The following is a 20,155-nucleotide window of genomic DNA, read 5'->3' on the forward strand; positions in this document are numbered from 1 at the left end:
GAGCATCACCAGGGTGAAGGTCAGCATGACGGTCAGCAGCTGGTCGTAGGTCTGACGTTCCTGCAGACCACCGGTGAAGGAACTGTCCGGGCTGGCTCGGTTCAGGTCAGCCTGCAGGGCCGCGTTCTCGCTACTGGTCAGCGGGGAGGCGGCGCGCACCAGAACGACGGTGTCGTTACCGGTTGCCTGGCTGGTGACGGTCAGGTGAGCTGCCTTCGTCTGAGCTTCCTTGTCACCGCTGGCGATTGCGTCTTCCAGGCGCTTCTGAGCTTCCTCAGCGGCAGGGTTGGCAACCTTCTGCGGGTTCTTGGCGTCCTGCAGCTTGGCGGCGGTGGCAGGGTTGACGATCAGCAGGTTCTGCTTGGTTGCGGACTTGACAGGCTTGAGTTCCACTTCGCCGAGCGGACCGTGTGCCTTCAGACGGCTGGACTCATTCAATCCAGCGGACTTCCAGAGGCCCTGCGGTACGAGCACGGTGTCATCGGCAAGGTTCGAGTTTTCGCCCGGCAGGATTGCCTTCAGATCGGAGGAGCTCAACGCCACCAGGTCGGAATTCTGGTTGGCGGTCTGGCCCTCGTACTCGACGGTGTAGTCAACCACGCCGGCTGCGTAACCGACGGCGGATGCCTGAACGTTCTTAATACCCTTGACCTTGGAGGCGATTTCCTCCGCCTTGGTCACGGTGGAGGCTGCCTCGGACTGGTCAAACGAGCTGTACTTCGCCTGCGCAGAAATCGGGTACTGCTGATCCAGTGCCTTAGTCAGCGAGGCGCTCAGCACCGAGTAACCGGTCAGCACAGTCGACACGACCAGGGTACCCACCAGCACAGCGCGGCCGGTGGAGACGGTGCGCTTGGGCGAACGCAGTGCGTTGGCGAGCGCCAGCTTGCCGGTCTGGGTGCGGGTGACCTTACCGAGGGCACGTACCAGCGGCGGCAGCACCAGCGGGGTAAGGAGAAAGACCGCAATACCGAGCAGCAGCGCGGCCCCCATCATGAGGGCAATGGCCTTATTGCCGGCACCCTCACCGGAACCCTGGTTCTGAGCCAGCATAGCCAGGCCGATACCTGCGGCACCGAAGACCAGGCCCAGGATCGGGCCGACCTTGCCGGGCTTGCGCACCTCAAGGTTGGTGTGCTCGCTCATCGCGCTAATGGGCGAGATGCGCAGGGCGGTACGCGCCGGAGAGAGCGCCGCCAAAACCGTCACGAGGGTGCAGAGGAGCACACTCACCAGGATCGGGGTAATCGAGTACGAAATCATGATGGTGGTCAGGTTCGCACCAACCAGCGCGCCGACCGGGAAAGTCAGCAGTGCACCGATGAGGGAGAACACCACGCCCACGGTAACGGATTCGATGAGTAGCATCCGCACGAGGGAGCCACCACGGGCACCGAGGGTGCGCAGCAGGGCGAGCTCACGGATGCGCTGGCCGACCAGCACCGCGAAGGTGTTGGAGATGACGAACGAGGAGACCAGCAGAGCCAGCGCTGCGAAGGCGCCCAGGACCACGCTAATGGAGGTGAAGACCGTGGAGATGGTCTTCTGGTAGTCTTCCAGCAACTTCTGACCGGTCATCACGCGCGGGTCGTTCTTGGTGTCACCGCTGCTCAGGGAGTCCTGCAGGCTCTTGAGCTTGGCGTCGGTTACGCCGTCCTTGAACTTGAGGTAGATGAGGTTCGCGCCAGCCATGCTTCGGTAACCTGCCGCGGAACTCTTGTTTTCTGCCTCGGATGCCTTCAGCGCAGCTTCGCCGAGGCTGGTACCACCAATGAAGACAGCCTGATTGGTGGTGGAGCCTTCAAAGCCGGGGTCGAACAGGCCGACGACGGTGTATTCGGCGGTCTTGTCAGTACCGGGGGCGCTGACGGATTCCACAACGTCGGTGCTGGTGACCTTGCCGTTCAGCGAGAGGTTGTGCTTCTTCGCGAAGTAGGTGGAGACCATGATTTCGTGGTCGCTACTGGGGATTTTACCCTGCACCTTGTACGGGAAGAGGCTTGAGTCGGCGGGCAGCTGGTTGTACTGCACGCGGGTTTTCTGGTCGCCGGTGCCGATCGCACCCGTGACGGCGTACTGCACCCAGTATCCGGAGAGCAGGTCACTCTGCTCCACCTTCTGAATCTGGTCACGAGTCAGGTAGATAGAGGTGCTGTCTTGACCGTCGGAGGTTGTAGCGGCGGAGGCAACGACCGCCTCGGCGCGGGAGAGCACGTCACCGACGGAGGAGTTGACGGTCGCCTGCAGCGAGTTGGTGAGCATCATAATGGCTGCGATGAAGAATGAGGAAATCGCGATGCCTATGCCCGTGAGGACGTATTTTCCTTTGGAGGCGCGCAGGTTGGAGCGCGCCACCGTGTTCAGTGTGGTTGCCACGGCTTATCGACCTTCCAGCTGTGCCATTGCGCCGAGGACGGCGTCGTAGGTGGGTTCGATCATTTCGCCGGCGACCATGCCGTCCTTGATGAAGACTACGCGGTCTGCGTAGGAGGCGGCGTTTGCGTCGTGGGTGACCATGAGGATGGTCTGTGCGTGGTCGGTTGCGGCGGCACGCAGCAGGCGCAGCACCTCGGCGCCGGAGTTGGAGTCGAGGTTACCGGTCGGTTCGTCGGCGAAGACCACTTCGGGGCGTGCGAGCAGTGCACGCACGATGGCGACGCGCTGCTGCTGACCGCCGGAGAGCTGTTCGGGGCGGTGGTCGAGGCGGGTTTCCAGGCCGAGGGTCTTGACCAGGTAGTCGCGCCACTGCGGGTCGGGCTTCTTACCGGCGAGGCCCAGGGGCAGGTCAATGTTCTGGCCCGCGGTGAGGGTGGGCACCAGGTTGAACGCCTGGAAGATGAAGCCGATGTGTTCGCGGCGGAATTCGGTGAGGGCGTTGTCCTTCAGGCCGAAGAGCTCCACGCCACCAATGCGGATCGAGGTGGTGGGGTTCGGGTCGGGGGTGTCCAGGGTTGCGATGGTCTGCATCAGTGTGGACTTACCCGAGCCGGAGGGGCCCATAATGGCGGTGAACTTGCCCTGTTCAAAGTCGACGGAGACGTTGTTGAGGGCGTGGACGGTTGCTTCACCGATGCCGTAGGTTTTGGAAAGGTTTCGTGCGGAGACGGCAGGCTGCGCCGCCTGGGCGTGAGGAATTGTCGTAGTCATAGTTCAATTATTTCACGCAATGTGGCGCTGACTACGGTGTTTTTATCATCCTCCAGGTTGATTTTGGTAGGTGTTCACCGGGTCTTGAGCTGCGGACACAGGGGCTATCGCTAATCCTCCGGGCGGAGAAGCGTCTGAGGCGGGCTGGGAGGGGTACCGACCTCATCCTTAAGTATGAGTGGCGACTCAGCCGGTACATCTACCCCGCGCCCATACCTCTATATAGTGCATGCGAAAAGCCCCCGGCTCCTCCCCCTCTGGGGTCAGGATGCCGGGGGCTTTCTCACGCTATTCGCTATGCCAGAAGCAACTGTTATGCCTTGGGTGCCTCGTAGCGGGGGAACACCGGTGCGGGTGCGGGCAATTCGGTGCCGGGCACGAGCGCGGTGCCGAGGGATGCAAACTGGCGGGACTCGCCTTCGGGTACGCCGAGCAGGGTCAGCAGCTTGGCGGTCGAGTCGGGCATGACGGGCTGCAGCAGCAGGGCGACCTGGCGTACGACCTCGAGGGTCACGTACAGCACGGTGTTCATGCGGTCGAGTTCGCCGTTCTTGCGCAGGGTCCAGGGTTCCTGCTCTGCGAAGTAGGCGTTGGTATCTGCGAGGACGGTCCAGATGCGGTCGAGCGCACGGTGGAACGCCTGCTCGTCGAAGTCGGCGCGAACCGGCTCGTAGAGGGCTGCGGCCTCGTCGAGGATCTTACGGTCTGCCTCGGTGAATTCGCCATGCTCGGGCACTGCGCCGCCGCAGTTCTTGGCGACCATGGACAGGGAACGCTGGGCGAGGTTACCGAGGTTGTTGGCCAGATCGGAGTTGATGCGGTTGATGATGGACTCTTCGGAGTAGGAGCCATCCTGGCCGAAGGACACTTCACGCATGAGGAAGAAGCGGACCGCGTCGAGACCGAATGCGTCAACAAGGTTTGCAGGGTCGACGACGTTACCGACGGACTTAGACATCTTCTCGCCGTTGACGAGCAGGAAGCCGTGGCCGAAGACGCGCTTGGGCAGTTCGATTCCGGCGGACCACAGGAATGCGGGCCAGTAGATGGAGTGGAATCGGGTGATGTCCTTACCGATGAGGTGCAGGTCGGCGGGCCAGTACTTGGTGAACAGTTCGTTGTCGGTGTCGGGGTAGCCGAGGCCGGTCAGGTAGTTGGTGAGGGCGTCGACCCACACGTACATGACGTGCTTGTCGTTGCCGGGTACGGGCACACCCCAGTCGAAGGTGGTGCGGGAGATGGACAGGTCGTTCAGGCCGCCCTTGACGAAGGAGATGAGTTCGTTACGGCGGGATTCGGGGTAGACGTAGCCTTCGTTGGCGTAGAGCTCAAGGAGCTTGTCGCCATACTTGGAGAGGCGGAAGAAGTAGGACTCTTCTTCGGTCCACTCAACCTCGGTGCCGGTTGCGATGGCGTAGCGCTGGCCGTCGCGGACTTCGGTCTCGTCTTCTGCGTAGTAGGCTTCGTCGCGGACGGAGTACCAGCCGGCGTACTTGTCGAGGTAGATGTCGCCGTTTTCTTCCATGCGCTTCCAGATTGCCTGGGATGCGATGTAGTGGTCGGGGTCGGTGGTGCGGATGAAGCGGTCGTAGCTGATGTTCAGCGCGTCGTTCATTGCCTTGAAACGTGCGGAGTTCTCGTCGGCGAGTTCCTTAGCGGTCTTACCGAGCTTCTCGGCGGTAGTCTGCATCTTCTGGCCGTGCTCGTCGGTGCCGGTCATGAAGCGCACGTCGAAGCCGTCGAGGCGCTTGAAGCGGGCTAGCACGTCGGCGGCGATGGTTTCGTAGGCATGGCCGATGTGCGGGTTGCCATTGGGGTAGGAGATGGCGGTGGTGATGTAGAACGGAGTTGCAGTCATAACTTTCAGTTTACCGCAGTATTAGGCGAGGCTCTCACCGGGGTTACACTCTGATACGCGGTGACTCGTTGTTCGCGGGTGGAGGCTGCCACGCCGAATGTTTCCTCCGCGCCTACGCAGGGGCACCCGTCACCCGGACGCTCCGCCCCTCCTTGCTTCGCTTCGGAGAGCGTCCGTGTGACACCCTGAGGGCGCTTCCGGAAAACACGGCGCACCAGCCCAAGCACCCAGCCACCACGCAACACACCAAAACGCGACAGCCCTCCCCCGCCACAGTTCGCTAGGCACGGGGCGCACACGAAACCACCGCGCACCCCTACAGAACCCGGCGGGATTCCGCGAACCCTGAACCACAAACACACAGGGGTATAGATATTCCCCGCCGCGACATCAGGGTGTCCGAGCTCTGCGAGGACAGGTCCCCTGTAGGAGCAAGGGGAAATATCTATACCCCCTCAAAACTGTATTCACAGGGGAACGCAAAAATCCCGCCGATTCCGAAGAATCAGCGGGATTTTCTTTGAAGTGCGCCCCCTGGGACTCGAACCCAGAACCCATTGATTAAGAGTCAATTGCTCTGCCAATTGAGCTAGAGGCGCTTATTTTGTTTTTGCGGGTTTCCCTCGCAACAAGTAAATACTATACGGCATTCTTTGGGTGCCCGCAACTCGAGTGAGCATGAACTGCATCACACTCTTTGTTTTGGGGTTTTTGCAGGCTCTCGTTAGACAAGAATCCGGCGCGCCTCCCCTCCCCTGTAGCGGGGTGTGGGTGGTGCGCCGGATTTTAGAAAGCTATTGCTGAGCTACTGCTTAGCGAGCGACCGAACCTTCGGTGTAGTCGTCGTCAGCGGTGTTCCAGGAGAACAGCTCGCGCAGCTTGCGGCCGGTTGCCTCGATGGGGTGTGCCTCGCCCTTTGCGCGCAGTGCCTTGAACTCGGGTGCGCCTGCAGCCTGGTCTTCCATGAAGCGCTTTGCGAAGTTGCCGTTCTGGATGTCTGCCAGGACAGCCTTCATGTTTTCCTTGACCTCGGGGGAGATCACGCGGGGGCCGGAGACGTAGTCGCCGTACTCTGCGGTGTCGGAGATAGACCAACGCTGCTTAGCGATGCCACCCTCGATCATCAGGTCGACGATGAGCTTCATCTCGTGCAGAACCTCGAAGTATGCGATCTCGGGCTGGTAGCCAGCCTCGGTCAGGACCTCGAAGCCGTACTGGACGAGCTGGGAGGTGGAGCCGCAGAGAACTGCCTGCTCACCGAACAGGTCGGACTCGGTCTCTTCGGTGAAGGTGGTCTTGATAACGCCTGCACGGGTTGCGCCCAGTGCCTTTGCGTAGGACAGTGCCAGTGCGAGTGCCTCGCCGGATGCGTCCTTCTCGACTGCAACCAGGGCGGGAACGCCGCGGCCTGCTTCGAATTCGCGGCGGACGGTGTGGCCGGGGCCCTTGGGAGCAACCATTGCCACGTCAACGCCCTCGGGGGCGGTGATGTAACCGAAGCGGATGTTGAAGCCGTGTGCGAAGAACAGTGCGTTGCCGGGCTTGAGGTTCGGCTCGATGCTCTCTGCGTAGACCTTTGCCTGGACCTGGTCCGGGGTCAGGATCATGATAACGTCAGCTTCTGCTGCTGCCTCTGCGACGGTTGCAACGCGCAGGCCTTCTGCCTCAGCCTTGGCACGGGACTTGGAGCCCTCGGGCAGGCCAACGATGACCTTCACACCGGAATCACGCAGGTTCAGTGCGTGTGCGTGACCCTGGGAGCCGTAGCCGATAACTGCTACGGTGCGGCCCTGAATCAGCGAGAGGTCTGCGTCGTCGTTGTAGAAAATGGTTGCTGCCATTTTTCTTCTCCTCAGTAAGTTCGATATGCGGCCCAGGCTGGGCTCAGCATTCACTATTCTACTTGAAAGCTATGGGGGTGCGGGTTTACGAGAGCACTTCTCAGATTGTGGCTCAAGATTTCGTAACCTGCAGAGTTTATGCGGTACTGCATCTATTTCTTTGGTTTTGGGGCGCTTGGGTAGAGAAAGCGCCTAGTGGAGAAAGAAATAGAGAGTACCTGATGCTCCCCCGCCCGCACGGCGAATGCTTATGCTTCGTTTGTGCGGGCGGGAGAGACACTACGGGAATGTAGCGTTAGGTATTGTGCGCTAGATGCGCTCGCTCATGGCGCGGGGGCCACGAGCCAGGCCGATGGTGCCAGCGCGAACGATTTCGCGGACGCCGTAGGGCTCCAGAACATCCAGCAGTGCGTTGAGCTTTTCCTCGGAGCCGGTTGCCTCGATGACAACGGATTCGGGGGAAACGTCAATCACGGATGCACGGAACAGGTCAGCTGCCTGAACAATCTGCAGGCGTGCTACTGCATCTGCCTTGACCTTAATCAGGATGTGGCCGCGCTGAGTGGAGGAGTCGGCGGGAAGCTCGACGACCTTCAGCACGTGGACGAGCTTGTTCAGCTGCTTGGTGATCTGCTCGATGGTGTGAGCGTCACCCTCGGTCACGACGGTGATGCGGGAGACACCGGGGTTTTCGGTGGGGCCCACAGCCAGGGAGAGGATGTTGAACAGGCGGCGGGAGAACAGACCGGAAACTCGGGTGAGAACGCCCGGCTTATCTTCTACCAGAACGGACAGAGTGTGCTGAGACATTAGTTCTCTCCCTCACGATCGAACTCGGGCGAAGTGTTCTTCGCAATCCAAATCTTGTCATTAGAAACGCCTGCCGGAACCATGGGCCAGACCAGTGCGTGGGGGCTGACGGTGAAGTCAATGACCACGGGGCGGTCGTTGATTTCGAGGGCAGCCTTAATGGTGGCGTCCACGTCTTCGTCGCGCTCGCAACGGAAGGTGGCGCAACCGTATGCGTCGCCGAGCTTCACGAAGTCGGGGATGCGTGCGGTGCCGTGACCGTCCTTCAGGTCGGTGTTGGAGTAGCGCTCGTTGTAGAACAGAGTCTGCCACTGGCGCACCATGCCGAGGGAGGAGTTGTTGATGATGGCAACCTTGACGGGGATGTTGTTCTGTGCGCAGGTGACCAGTTCCTGGTTGGTCATCTGGAAACAGCCGTCACCGTCGATGATCCACACGGTGGAGTCGGGGTGTGCGACCTTTGCACCCATGCCGGCGGGAACGCCGTAGCCCATGGTGCCGAGGCCTGCGGAGCTGATGAAGTGGCGGGGGCTTTCCTGCTGGATGTAGTGTGCACCCCACATCTGGTGCTGGCCAACGCCGGTGACGTAGTATGCGTCGGGGCCGGTGAGGGCGCTGATGCGCTCGAGAACGTACTCGGGGGAACCGAGGCCGTCGGTGGGCTTCTCGTAGCCGAGCGGGTAATCCTTGCGGATGACGTTGAGCTCGTTCCACCATTCGGTGAGGTTCGGCAGTTGCTGTGCGAACTCGGTGGAGAGCAGGTCGGTCAGCTCAGGCAGGACGTACTTGAGGTCGCCGACGATCGGCACGTCTGCGAAACGGATCTTCGAGATTTCTGCCGGGTCAACGTCAATGTGGATGACCTTAGCCTCGGGTGCGAAAGAGTCGAGCTTACCGGTGACTCGGTCGTCGAAGCGTGCGCCGAGGGTGATGAGCAGGTCAGACTTCTGCATTGCGGCGACGGCGGGGACGGTGCCGTGCATGCCGGGCATGCCGAGGTTCTGGGGGTCGGAGTCGGGGAACGCACCGATTGCGTTCAGGGTGGTGACGACGGGTGCGCCGATGAGCTTAGCCAGCTTGTGGAACTCTTCGGAGGCACCTGCGCGGACCAGGCCACCGCCGACGTAGAAGACGGGGCGCTTGGACTCGGTGATGAACTTTGCAGCTTCGTGAATCTGCTTGGAGTGACCGCGGGTGACGGGGGTGTAGCCGCGCAGTTCCAGATCTTCGGGGATACCGCGGTATTCCATCATGCCGACCTGTGCGTCCTTGGTGACGTCCACGAGCACGGGGCCGGGGCGGCCGGTGGATGCAATGTGGAATGCTGCAGCCAGCGCGCGGGGGATGTCCTGCGGGTCGGTGATCATGAAGGAGTGCTTGGAGATGGGCATTGCCATGCCGACGATGTCAGCTTCCTGGAACGCGTCAGAGCCGAGCAGCTTGGTGGACACCTGGCCGGTGATTGCGACCAGGGGGATGGAGTCCATGTTTGCGTCTGCGATTGCGGTCAGCAGGTTGGTTGCGCCGGGGCCGGAGGTTGCGATGCACACGCCGGTCTTGCCGCTGGACACTGCGTAGCCCTGAGCGGCGTGGCCTGCGCCCTGCTCGTGGCGGACCAGGATGTGGCGGACCTTCTTGGAGTCGTACAGGGGGTCATAGGTCGGCAGAATGGCTCCACCAGGCAGGCCGAATACGTCGGTCACACCCAGGTCTTCGAGGGTGCGGACGATTGCCTGAGAACCGGTCATGCGTTCTGCGGGAGCGTTTGCCGCGTCATCAGAAGTGGAAAATCCCATAGTCATGGAAATGCCTCGTGTCTTAATGGTTCTTCGTTGTACTCAATGTTCTGCGTGGGGTTTGTGTGATCCTCACGCATCCTATGCCCGGGGGTACCAAGCTATAAAAAATGCCCCTCGCTGTTGGTGGTAGCGGTAGGGGCGCTCAGTCGCAGTGAATAGACCCTGCCACGCGCCCTAGGCGACGTCGACAAGGCGTAGAATTCGCTGGAACATTGCTGTCTTCACCCTTCTATGGTGCGCCCCGAGAGGGGGTGAGTCAAATCTCTGTCGGGCAACACAGTCGTTTTTGTTCATAAAGGCGCAAGTCGGATACTTTCTTTCATGATGTGGACACCTTGTGCGCGTGCGTGCACTCTTGGGTGCTCATTTGAACAGGTGAGAAAAACTCGCATTTTTTTGGGCGTCATGGCGCGTAATATGTGCGAATACTCGTGACCTTCGTTGGTTGCCCCGGTAGACTGAAGCTATGACCGAACCAATCATCCCGGTCGCTGATGAGCTGACCGAAGCAAGTAAGTACGCAGAGGTTGTTGACCCCCGTAACTCTGTTGAGAGTAGCGAGTTTTTGACGGGTGAGGAACTCATTCGGGTTCTGCACCCGGTTTTTGACGAGCAGATTATTAATTACGGTGCCTACAATTTGGTGTATGCGACGGGCCGTGCGGTTTACCGTAATCCTGATTTGGCGTTGCATCAGTACCCGAATCAGGAGCATTTTATTGTGGGTTATCAGGATGCGCCGGATGAGGTGATTATTGCTCCGGTGAATTTGCCTGCGTTGACGCCTGCGGGTACGGCTACGACGATTGATAATACGAATGCGCTGCATGCTTACCGTGTGGGTGATGATGCGGTGACGATTGAGTCGGTGAATGGCAGCTCGTTTTATTTGTCGTTTGAGGATAATGTGGAGGTTGCGACTCACCTTGGTACTGGCCTGCTGGAGCAGGGTAAGGATGTTGAGGATTTCCGTGAGTTTGTGACGCGGATTTGGCCGGTCCTGTAGCCATATGACTTTTTGAGGTGATTGCCCGCTGTGACTTTTGGGTTGCGGCGGGCTTTCCTGTGCCTACACCCGGTCAGGCTGGACGCTTGAGGGGCGGTGAACGTCCTCGCTCCACACGCAAAACACCAACCACCACGCAACACGCTAAAAGGCGACAGCCCTCCCCCGCCCCAGTTCGCTAGGCACGGGGCGCACACCAAAACCACGAACCACCCGCGGCGGGATCAGCTCGAGGTTCGGCACCCTCCTCGTTCCTACAGGGGCACCCGCCCTCGCTTCGCTTCGGGCACCCTGATGACACTACGGAGGCCACCAAAACCTCCGCGCACCCGCCGGGAACCCTTGGGGGTGCAGCTACGTTTTCCGGAAGCGCCCTCAGGGTGTCGCCCGGACGCTCTCCGATGCGGAGCGAGGAGAGGGCGGAGCGTCCGGGTGACGGGTGCCCCTGCGTAGGCGCGGAGGAAACATGTAGCGCACCCCGTAGTCTTGGGAAAAGCGAGGTACCCACCCACCCAGCCCCTGTAGGAACGAGGACGAACACCGATTCCTCAACCCATGAAGACTGCATTTCAAGGGGAACGCAAAAATCCCGCCGATTCCGAAGAATCAGCGGGATTTTCTTTGAAGTGCGCCCCCTGGGACTCGAACCCAGAACCCATTGATTAAGAGTCAATTGCTCTGCCAATTGAGCTAGAGGCGCTTGCCTGTTTCAAGGTTTCCCTTGCAACAGAAAAATACTATACGCGGTTTTTTGTGGTGTGCGCAAGTCGAAATAGGGTGAGCCTGAACACATTGTTTGGGTGGGGTGTGTGGGACACTAGACTGTGTGTATTGTGCGGGGCGCATCCGCCCCTCCCCTAGTTTTTGTTGTTTTGAGGAGTTATTGATGAGTGTTCGTCTTGAGCCGGGTACTCCGGCGCCGGCTTTTACCCTTTCTGACGCGTCGGGCGTGGAGCATAGCCTGAGTGATTATGCGGGTAGCAAGGTGATTTTGTATTTTTACCCGAAGGCTTCGACTCCGGGTTGCACGAAGGAAGCGTGCGATTTCCGCGATAATTTGGCGTCGTTGAAGTCGCTGGGTTACGTGGTGTTGGGTGTTTCTCCGGATTCGCCGGCGGCTATTGCCCGTTTTGTGGAGAAGGAGTCGTTGACGTTCCCGCTGCTGTCTGATGCTGATCATGCGGTGGCTGAGGCGTATGGTGCGTGGGGTGAGAAGAAGAATTACGGCAAGGTGTATGAGGGCCTGATTCGTTCGACGTTTGTGATTGATGAGCAGGGCGTTATTTCTGTGGCTCAGTACAACGTGCGTGCGACGGGTCATGTGGCTAAGTTGCGTCGTGATTTGGGTATTGACCCGAAGTAGGGTCGTGCTTTTGGGGGCTTGAGCGGCACGGTTGGCGGCGACTCCGCTTGGGGTTGCTGTTCGGCGTGTTTGCGGGCTTTTTGCCCTATGGGGGCTTCTTTTAAGGCTTGGCGAACCCTGATTCCTCGTGTACACTAATTTTTTGTTGCCTCAGACGCATGCATCTTCGGATGTGGGGTGACACTGCGCGCGAGTGGTGAAATTGGCAGACACGCAGGATTTAGGTTCCTGTGCCTTACGGCGTGGGGGTTCAAGTCCCCCCTCGCGCACACACACATTTACATTGGACCCGCCGTCACGGTTGTCGTGGCGGCGGGTCCTCTTGCATGTATCTTGCCCGTGTGGGATGTCTCGCCCGGATGGGTGTTGAACCGCTATCCTGAGAGATAAGCATCCGCGACGGAAGAGAGGACCCTCCCGTGCAGCATCAGCCTCATGCATCGTCAGCTGTTGGCAATTCTGATGCGCTGCTGCGAGCCACTGCTGGCTCGAGTGGCTTGAGTCGACGTACCGTTTTGCGTTTTGGCGCGCTTTTTAGTGCTGGTTTGGCGCTTTCTGCGTGTTCTGGTCAGTCTTCTGCTGGTTCTTCGGCGGGTGCGAGCGCGTCGTCTGCTGATGCGCGTCGTGTGTTCCGTTTTGCGCAGGGTGCTGCTCCGTTGGGCTTGGATCCGGCGTTGTTTCCTGTGGCGAGTACGTATCAGGTGACGGCGCAGGTTTTGCAGACGTTGTTGGTGGCGAATCATTACACGGGTGATCCTGAGGTTCAGGATTCTTTGTGTAGTGCGTGGACGGTTTCTGATGACCGTTTGACGCATACATTTGTGTTGCGTGATGTGCATTTTAGTAGTGGCGTTGCGTTGACTGCGGCTGCTGTGGTGCAGAATTTCCAGAGGTGGCAGGCGCTGGCTACGGGTGAGGGTACTGCTGCTTTGGCGGTGCCTGCTCAGCCGTTGTTTGCGTGGGGTTTTGGTGTACCGAAGCCGGGTTCGTCTGATCCGTCGGCGGTGGAGCCTGCGCCTGTTCAGGCGTCGCCGTCGGGTGCTGCTACTCCGGGTGCTTCTGCGAGTGCGTCCGCTACCCCGTCGGCTACCGCCTCGGCTAGTGCTTCTGCGGTAGCTTCTGAACCGGCTCAGCCGGGTGATAAGAATGCGCCGAAGGCGGATGCCGTTAGGTCGTCTGCGGTGCAGTCGTTCTTGCCGCTGGTGTCGTCGGTGGTGGCGAAGGATAACTCTGTGGTGGTGACGCTGTCGCGTCCTTCGCTGGCGTTCCCGCGTATTTTGACGCAGCAGGCGTTCGGCATTATTGACCCGTCACTTTTTGGTTCTGATCAGAAGCTGACGGGTAACCCGGTGGGTACGGGTGCGTTCCGTGTGGAGTCGTTCGAGGCCGGCACGGTTCGCTTGCTGAAGAATACCCATTTTGATGGTCAGGCACCTGAGCTGGATGAGATTCAGATTTCGACCCTCACATCGTCGGATAAGCGTTATTTTGCGCTGATGGAGGGTCACATTGATGCGTGTGATCAGGTGAATTCTTCTGATCTGGGTCAGTTGGCGCGTGATGGCTATCAGACGCCGGGCCGTGACCCGTTCTCGCTGGTGTATTTGAGCCTGAATACGGCGCATCCGGTGTTGAAGAATATTTCGGTGCGTCGAGCTATTTCGCATGCTGTGGATCGCGGTGCACTACGTCAGTATTATCCGCAGGGCACCTCGGATGCGCAGACGCTGATTTCGCCGTCGTTCCGCATTAAGGCTGATGATGCGAAGGATTACACGGAGCGCAATCAGGATATGGCGCGCTCGCTGTTGGCGACTGCTGGGTACGACAATCAGGTGATTGAGTGCTACTACCCTGCCGATGTGTCTCTGCCGTGGATGGATACTCCGCAGAAGGTGTATTCGGAGATGGTGGCTTCGCTGATTGAGGTGGGCCTGAATATTAAGCCTGTGCCTCTGCCGTGGTCTGAGTATCTGTCGAAGAGCCGTGAGGTTTCTTCTGAGCGCGGTATTACGTTGGCGGGTTTCTACGGCATGTACCGTGACCCGTATGCGTTCTTTGGTCCGGTGTTGGCGCCGCTGATTGCTGAGCATCAGGTGCGTTCGTTGATTGCTAACGCGCCGGCAGATATGACGACTGGTTTGACGAAGAAGAGTTCTGATGTGCCGTCGTCGGGTGGTGCGAATTCGAATGTGCGGATTTCTGCGACTCCGAGCCAGCAGCCGAGTTATTCGCCGGACCCGTTGATGCCTGAGGAGGAGGCTTCTGCTTCTGCTTCGCCGAGCCCGTCGGCGTCGCCTTCGCCGTCGCCTACTGCTGTGGCGGTGGCGCCGTCGCCTCGTTTTACTGAGATTTTGGAGGCGATTCGTACCGCGGACTCTGCCGATTCGGTGGATTCGCAGCGCGAGTTGTATGCGAAGGTTGTGTCTCAGTTGGGTCAGTTCATGCCGGCGGTTCCGTTGCTGAATGTGACGTCTAAGGTGGCGGTGAGCCGTGAGGTTCAGGGCTATCAGACGGAGCAGAATGCGATTGAGCTGTTCGGTAAGCTACGTAAGTTGTAGGCAGTTCAGGTTTGAGTGTTGCGTTGCGTGTGTGTTTGGCGTGCCCTGGAGGGTTTTTACCTTCCAGGGAAGCTAACATGTGAACTGCAACACTCTCCTGTTATTTGCTGATTCTAGCTATGCCAACCCCGCTAAAAGGAGTAGGCTAGATGATGTACCCCACAGTCATTGTGCCCAGGCCGGGCACCCGCACCCCTAAGGGAGAATTCAGTGGTAGCACGTACTGAACGAACCGACGTCGTCCTGGTCGGCGGCGGCATCATGAGCGCCACCCTCGGCGTGTTCCTCAAGGAGCTCGAACCGACCTGGAATATTATCCTGCTCGAACGCCTCGACAAGGTTGCTCAGGAATCCTCCAACCCCTGGAATAACGCAGGTACCGGCCACTCGGCGCTATGCGAACTCAACTACGCACCCGCTGGCCCCGACGGCACCGTCTCGGCAGCTAAGGCGCTGAATATTAACGAGCAGTTCCAGGTTTCCCGCCAATTCTGGGCTTCCCTGACTGAGAAGAATATTCTGACTGACACCAGCTTCATCAACCCGGTCCCCCACATGTCCCTGGTCTTCGGCGAAGACCACTCCAAGTACCTGGCTGCGCGCTACGATTCTTTCCGCAAGGAGAAGCTCTTCGAGCGTATGCAGTTCTCCAATGACCGCGAGAAGATTGGCGAATGGGCACCGCTGACCGTCAAGGGCCGCAAGGGTAACGAGTCGATGGCTGCAACCTGGTCCCCCGAAGGTACCGACGTGAACTTCGGCTCCCTCACCGAGCAGCTGGTCGATTACCTGCAGACCAAGGGTGTTGAGGTTCGCTACGGCTACCAGGTCACCAACCTGAACCGCGAGTCGAACGGTTCCTGGCAGGTTGAGGCGATTAACCGCATCAACAAGGATGAGCCTCTGAGCATCAACGCGAAGTTCGTGTTCCTCGGTGCCGGCGGTGGCGCCCTGCACCTGTTGCAGAAGTCCGGCATTGAAGAGGGTAAGGGCTACGGCGGCTTCCCCGTCTCCGGTCTGTTCCTGCGCAACACCCACGAGGCAACCGCAAACCAGCACAACGCTAAGGTGTACGGTCAGGCTTCGGTGGGTGCACCTCCCATGTCTGTTCCCCACCTGGACACCCGCTACGTGGACGGCAAGCGTGCTCTGCTCTTCGGACCCTACGCCGGTTTCAAGACAAACTTCTTGAAGCAGGGTTCCGTACTGGATTTGCCGAAGTCCCTGCGCCTGCACAACCTATACCCCATGACCCGTGCAGGTCTGGATAACTTCTCCCTGGTCAAGTACCTGCTCTCCGAGCTGGTCAAGGACAAGAACGCTCGCCTGGAGACCCTGCACCAGTACTACCCCGAGGCTGACGGCGGCGAGTGGGAGCTCATCGAGGCTGGTCAGCGCGTCCAGATCATGAAGAAGGACGCGAAGAAGGGCGGCATCCTGCAGTTCGGTACCGAGGTTGTCTCCGCAGCGGACGGCTCTATCGCGGCTCTGCTGGGCGCATCCCCCGGTGCTTCTACTGCGGCTCCGATTATGCTGAACCTGCTCAAGCAGTGCTTCCCCGCCAAGATGTCCGGCTGGGAGCCTCGCCTGAAGGAGCTCATCCCCGGTTACGGCGTGAAGCTCAACGACAACCCGGATCTGGCTGATGAGCTGATGGCTCACACCGCTAAGGTTCTGGGTATTCACAACTAGTTTTCAGTTAGGCTCAGCAGGTAGCTTTATACCCTAGCTGACAAGCCTTTTTTGAGGCTTTTCGGGGCGGTTACCCTCTCTAACTGACCGACAGGTCAGCTATCTGCACTCGCAGAAAAATGCGGGAGGGTTAGAAAACCCTATAATGTCACCGCAGGGGCGGGAAGGACAGCTCATTGTTCTCCTCGCCCCTTCTGTGCGCCCACACGCTGAAGCTCATAGGCGCACCACTGTGTACACCCCACTCATTCAAGGAGCCCCATTGGTTGCACACACCGGCTCTTCCACGGACACCTCCTCAACCCAGGTACCCGCCGGAGCTCGACGCGGACTCTTCTCCCGTAAGAAGAAGCCCGCGGCCCCCAAGTACGCAAGCGTGAAACTGCGCGACTTCCCCAAGGGAAGCATCCTCTACATCCTGCGCCGTGCCATCTACAAATTCGGCGCAAACGGCGGCACCGACATGGCGGCAGCACTCACCTACTTCACCGTGCTGTCCATCTTCCCCGCCCTGCTGGCGATCGTCTCCCTACTGGGCGTATTCGGTCACGGTGAGGAAAGCGCCGCCGTCATCCTCGCCTTCCTCAAGGACAACGCGCCCGCCCAGATGTACGCCATTATGGAAGACCCCATCAAGCAGATTACCGGCGACCATGGCGCAGGACTGGTGCTGTTGACCGGTATCCTCAGTGCGATCTGGTCCGCCTCCGGGTACACCGGATCCTTCGGTCGAGCTCTCAACACGGTCTACAACGTGCGTGAAGGCCGCCCCGGCTGGATCCTCAAGCCGCTGAACGTCTTCGTCACCACCGTGCTCATCATCCTCGTGGTACTCATGATGCTCATGATGCTGCTGGGCGTAACCGTCCTGGACATGGTCGGTCAGTATGTACCCGAAACCGTCGATATGGAGCTCATCAAGCTCATCTGGCTGAACGGCCGCTGGGTCCTCATCCTGTTCATGGCAATCGGGCTCATCACCCTGCTGTACGCCGCAACCCCGAACGTGCGCCGCTTCAAACAGTGGAAGCTCTCCCCCGGTGCGGCGCTGGCACTCTTCGGCATGGGCCTGGGCGGTTTCGGCTTCACCCTCTACGCCAACAACTTCAGCAAGTACAACGCCACCTACGGCCTCATTGGTGGTGTGATTGTGATGCTGCTGTTCATCTGGATCATGAACAATATGCTCCTCTTCGGCGCGCACCTGGACGCAGAAATCATGCTCATGCGCCAGGTACTCGCCGGCGAAGACGACCACGGACACCTGAAGGTTCAGCCGCGCAGCACCACCGCATCCCGTGCGATGAAAGAACAGAGCGAACGCCTCATGTCCGCCGGACGCGAACTACAGCAGCAGGCGGCAGGCCAGGACATGCTCCCCAAGCCGAAGGGCCCCTCCATTGCCGCTCGCGTGCAGAAGGCGGTGGACACCAACACCACCATGATTCGCACGTTCATTGCCGACGGTAAGGAACGCATCGAAAACGGTAAGGAACAGCTGCAGCAGAAGCAGGCTAAGGCCGATGCCGCCGAAACTCAGGCTTCTGAGGCAACCGCGGCGAAGGCAGAAGCGAGCGCAAAGGCTGAACCTCAGCAGGAGGCGCTCTTCGACCTGGGCACCGATAACTCAACCGGTGCGGCACAGAAGAACTAAGCGGCAGCTCAGCTGAGCGCGTACCGCCTCAACACATCAAGGGCGCGAGATAGAAAAGGGCGCGGGACAGAAACCCTGCGCTGGTCACTAAGATAGACATATGACCAGTGCAGAATTCTCTCCCGCGCCCTTTGCTGTACCCAACGCCGCTACACCCAATGTTGATGCGCCCGATGCCGCAGCATCCGCCGTCGTTCTCCCCGACCTCGAGTACACCCTCTACCAGCCGCAGCAACTCAAAAGCCGCGTCCCCGCCCTCATGATTCACGGCTTCGCCACCCGCGGCGAACAGCTCTACGGGGGCACCAGCTGGATTCGCCAATACCTGCGCGCCGGATACCCCGTGCTGATTGTTACCCTGCCCTACCACTCAGACGAATACCTCAAAGACCCCGAATCCATGCACGCCATCGACTGCAAGCTCCCCAACAACACGGGCGTGCGCAGCCGCACAATTCCGTTCGATTCGGTGTCCCCTGTCGATGCTGCTGGTCAGCCGCTGACCCCCATGCACCTGTTCACCAATCTGCTCGCCCAGCTACTGCGCACCGTCGCCACCGAGAACGACCTCGGCGTTGAACTGGAGCCCCGCGCGCACGTTATCGGTTTCTCCTTCGGCGCCCGCGTCGGCTGGGAACTCGCCCTCACCCACCCGGAGGCGGTCGCATCCCTCACCCTGGGCGGCCTGCCCCTACACGACCACCTCATCACCCTGCGCGCCATGCTCGAAGCGCACGAGGGCACCAGCGTCACGGCGGATGGTGAAACCCCGGCGGCGGACTCCACCGACGAGGCGATTGCCTCCTTCACCTCGATTATTGACAACTCCCCCGTTCAGCCCGACGCGCTGCTGAAGTTCGTACGGATTCCCTTCGGCCCGTTCTTCGACGTGCCCGCGCTGCGTGCCGGATCCCCCGACCTACCTGCGGGTCACCCGGGCGCGCATCCACACGCACCCGTTGCGGTCGTGCTCGGCGACGCGGACACCATCGCCGCCGACGGGGCGGAACTCTACGACATGGTGCGCGAGGACAACCCGCTCAACCGTTTCATCTCCCTGCCCGGCCGCGATCACGTGAATGCCCTGACCTCGGGTGCGTTCCGACGCGGTGCGCTCACCTTTGCGGCCGAAGTGGAGGCGGCAGAGTAAGTAGCCGCAGGCTACGATATCCGGGCGAAAAAGAGACAACGTCATAAAACGTCACATTCACCTGGGGGCTTCACGCTCAACCCCGGGGTGCATCAGGTATGCCTTAGCTCTTAGAATGGGAACGTATCAAAAAACCTTTATCTGCGGTTGAACCTCAGCCGCGCCTTAGCAAAGGAGCACCATGCACAAGGTTAAGGCTGTCGTAGCCCTCGCCCAGGACGCGCCCGTCACCGTCACCACCATCAACGTACCCGACCCCGGCAAGGGCGAAGCACTCGTCAAGGTCCTCACCTGCGGTGTCTGCCAGACCGACCACCACTACGTCACCGGCGGCGTCGGTCAGGACTTCCCCTACCTGCTCGGCCACGAGTCCGCAGGTATCGTAGAGGCTGTCGGCGATGACGTCACCGACATCGCCCCCGGCGACCTGGTCATCCTCAACTGGCGTGCCGTCTGCGGCGAATGCCGCGCATGCCGCAAGGGCCAGCCGCAGTACTGCTTCGCAACCCACAACGCAACCCAGAAGATGACCCTCGAGGACGGCACCGAGCTCACCCCCGCGCTGGGTATCGGCTCCTTCGCGGAGAAGACCCTCGTCGCAGCAGGTCAGTGCACCAAGATCACCGCTGACATCAGCCCCGAACAGTACGCAGCAATCGGCCTGCTCGGCTGCGGCGTCACCGCAGGTCTGGGCGCTGTGCTGAACACCGGTGAACTCAAGCGCGGCGAGTCCGTCGCAGTCATCGGTTGCGGCGGCGTCGGCACCGCAGCAATTGCGGGCGCACAGCTCGGTGGCGCAACCACCATCATCGCCGTCGACATCGACGAGGATAAGCTGGCACGCGCACGCGAGCACGGCGCAACCCACACCGTGAACTCCTCCAAGGTCGACCCCGTCGAGGCCATCAAGGAACTCACCGGCGGCTTCGGTGCAGACCTCGTCATCGACGCTGTCGGCATCGCCCCCACCTTCAAGCAGGCATTCGAGGCACGCGACCTGGCTGGCCGCGTCGTCCTCGTCGGCGTGCCCGCACCCGGCACCACCTGGGACATCCCTCTGGATGAGGTGTTCGGCCGCGGCGGCTCCATCAAGAGCGCATGGTACGGCGACACCCTGCCCTCCCGCGACTTCCCCGAATTCGTGGACCAGTACCTGCTCGGCCGCCTCGACCTGGACGGCTTCGTCTCCGAGCGCATCACCCTCGAAGACGTCAACGAAGCATTCGAAACCATGAAGACCGGCCGCGTGCTGCGCTCGGTCGTGGAACTCTAGG

The 20,155-nt window shown here is 60.1% G+C and carries 13 protein-coding genes and 3 tRNA genes; 8 read left to right on the top strand and 8 right to left on the bottom strand.

The features are described from left to right. The 7 genes from RWZ58_RS00005 to RWZ58_RS00035 form a co-directional block, all read right to left on the bottom strand. The coding region (locus RWZ58_RS00005; protein ID WP_314656574.1) for an FtsX-like permease family protein at positions 1 to 2,376 on the bottom strand (2,376 nt) is incomplete at its 3' end. A gap of 3 nt (positions 2,377 to 2,379) precedes the next feature. Further along, positions 2,380 to 3,147, bottom strand: a complete 768-nt coding sequence (locus tag RWZ58_RS00010) for an ABC transporter ATP-binding protein (protein ID WP_314656576.1) — start codon at positions 3,145 to 3,147, stop codon at positions 2,380 to 2,382. Positions 3,148 to 3,460: 313 nt separating this feature from the next. Then, the gene (gene metG / locus RWZ58_RS00015; RefSeq protein ID WP_314656578.1) at positions 3,461 to 5,005 is read right to left on the bottom strand and encodes a methionine--tRNA ligase; all 1,545 of its coding nucleotides are present in this window, start codon (positions 5,003 to 5,005) and stop codon (positions 3,461 to 3,463) included. A 526-nt stretch (positions 5,006 to 5,531) separates the two neighbouring features. Beyond that, positions 5,532 to 5,604: transfer RNA gene (locus tag RWZ58_RS00020), tRNA-Lys, on the bottom strand. A 213-nt stretch (positions 5,605 to 5,817) separates the two neighbouring features. After that, positions 5,818 to 6,846 (bottom strand): ketol-acid reductoisomerase, encoded by a 1,029-nt coding sequence (gene ilvC / locus RWZ58_RS00025; protein WP_314656580.1) that lies wholly within the window; start codon positions 6,844 to 6,846, stop codon positions 5,818 to 5,820. Positions 6,847 to 7,155: 309 nt separating this feature from the next. Then, positions 7,156 to 7,656, bottom strand: a complete 501-nt coding sequence (gene ilvN / locus RWZ58_RS00030; RefSeq protein WP_005505523.1) for an acetolactate synthase small subunit — start codon at positions 7,654 to 7,656, stop codon at positions 7,156 to 7,158. Further along, positions 7,656 to 9,458 carry an acetolactate synthase large subunit gene (locus RWZ58_RS00035; protein WP_314656582.1) on the bottom strand — a complete coding sequence of 601 codons (1,803 nt, stop codon included), beginning with the start codon at positions 9,456 to 9,458 and terminating at the stop codon, positions 7,656 to 7,658. The genes ilvN and RWZ58_RS00035 overlap by 1 nt, the downstream gene beginning before the upstream one ends. Before the next feature lie 463 nt (positions 9,459 to 9,921). On the opposite strand from RWZ58_RS00035, the gene RWZ58_RS00040 reads away from it, so the two are divergent. Beyond that, positions 9,922 to 10,461 (top strand): hypothetical protein, encoded by a 540-nt coding sequence (locus RWZ58_RS00040; protein WP_314656584.1) that lies wholly within the window; start codon positions 9,922 to 9,924, stop codon positions 10,459 to 10,461. Positions 10,462 to 11,088: 627 nt separating this feature from the next. On the opposite strand, the gene RWZ58_RS00045 is transcribed toward RWZ58_RS00040, so the two are convergent. Beyond that, positions 11,089 to 11,161, bottom strand: a tRNA-Lys gene (locus RWZ58_RS00045). Between the two features lie 186 nt (positions 11,162 to 11,347). On the opposite strand from RWZ58_RS00045, the gene bcp reads away from it, so the two are divergent. The 7 genes from bcp to RWZ58_RS00080 all read left to right on the top strand — a co-directional run bounded on the left by bcp (position 11,348) and on the right by RWZ58_RS00080 (position 20,154). After that, the gene (gene bcp / locus RWZ58_RS00050) at positions 11,348 to 11,824 is read left to right on the top strand and encodes a thioredoxin-dependent thiol peroxidase (protein WP_049346478.1); all 477 of its coding nucleotides are present in this window, start codon (positions 11,348 to 11,350) and stop codon (positions 11,822 to 11,824) included. Between the two features lie 187 nt (positions 11,825 to 12,011). Further along, a tRNA-Leu gene (locus tag RWZ58_RS00055) sits at positions 12,012 to 12,093 on the top strand. Positions 12,094 to 12,243: 150 nt separating this feature from the next. Further along, positions 12,244 to 14,385, top strand: a complete 2,142-nt coding sequence (locus tag RWZ58_RS00060) for an ABC transporter substrate-binding protein (protein ID WP_314656586.1) — start codon at positions 12,244 to 12,246, stop codon at positions 14,383 to 14,385. A gap of 210 nt (positions 14,386 to 14,595) precedes the next feature. Then, positions 14,596 to 16,077 (top strand): malate:quinone oxidoreductase, encoded by a 1,482-nt coding sequence (locus RWZ58_RS00065; RefSeq protein WP_298699134.1) that lies wholly within the window; start codon positions 14,596 to 14,598, stop codon positions 16,075 to 16,077. A 262-nt stretch (positions 16,078 to 16,339) separates the two neighbouring features. Then, positions 16,340 to 17,731 carry a YihY/virulence factor BrkB family protein gene (locus RWZ58_RS00070; protein WP_314656588.1) on the top strand — a complete coding sequence of 464 codons (1,392 nt, stop codon included), beginning with the start codon at positions 16,340 to 16,342 and terminating at the stop codon, positions 17,729 to 17,731. A gap of 100 nt (positions 17,732 to 17,831) precedes the next feature. After that, positions 17,832 to 18,881: an alpha/beta hydrolase gene (locus RWZ58_RS00075; protein WP_314656590.1), complete on the top strand. Its 1,050-nt coding sequence runs from the start codon at positions 17,832 to 17,834 to the stop codon at positions 18,879 to 18,881. Positions 18,882 to 19,062: 181 nt separating this feature from the next. Then, positions 19,063 to 20,154: an S-(hydroxymethyl)mycothiol dehydrogenase gene (locus tag RWZ58_RS00080; protein WP_314656592.1), complete on the top strand. Its 1,092-nt coding sequence runs from the start codon at positions 19,063 to 19,065 to the stop codon at positions 20,152 to 20,154. The last annotated feature ends 1 nt before the right edge of the window (position 20,155 follow it).

Source organism: uncultured Rothia sp. (assembly GCF_963544205.1).
Classification (GTDB): Bacteria; Actinomycetota; Actinomycetes; order Actinomycetales; family Micrococcaceae; genus Rothia.

Coding starts and splice junctions, on each gene's coding strand:
- bcp (WP_049346478.1), top strand. CDS start 11,348: ATGAGTGTTCGTCTTGAGCCGGGTACTCCGGCGCCGGCTTTTACCCTT.
- RWZ58_RS00035 (WP_314656582.1), bottom strand. CDS start 9,458: ATGACTATGGGATTTTCCACTTCTGATGACGCGGCAAACGCTCCCGCA.
- RWZ58_RS00080 (WP_314656592.1), top strand. CDS start 19,063: ATGCACAAGGTTAAGGCTGTCGTAGCCCTCGCCCAGGACGCGCCCGTC.
- ilvC (WP_314656580.1), bottom strand. CDS start 6,846: ATGGCAGCAACCATTTTCTACAACGACGACGCAGACCTCTCGCTGATT.
- metG (WP_314656578.1), bottom strand. CDS start 5,005: ATGACTGCAACTCCGTTCTACATCACCACCGCCATCTCCTACCCCAAT.
- RWZ58_RS00040 (WP_314656584.1), top strand. CDS start 9,922: ATGACCGAACCAATCATCCCGGTCGCTGATGAGCTGACCGAAGCAAGT.
- ilvN (WP_005505523.1), bottom strand. CDS start 7,656: ATGTCTCAGCACACTCTGTCCGTTCTGGTAGAAGATAAGCCGGGCGTT.
- RWZ58_RS00075 (WP_314656590.1), top strand. CDS start 17,832: ATGACCAGTGCAGAATTCTCTCCCGCGCCCTTTGCTGTACCCAACGCC.
- RWZ58_RS00010 (WP_314656576.1), bottom strand. CDS start 3,147: ATGACTACGACAATTCCTCACGCCCAGGCGGCGCAGCCTGCCGTCTCC.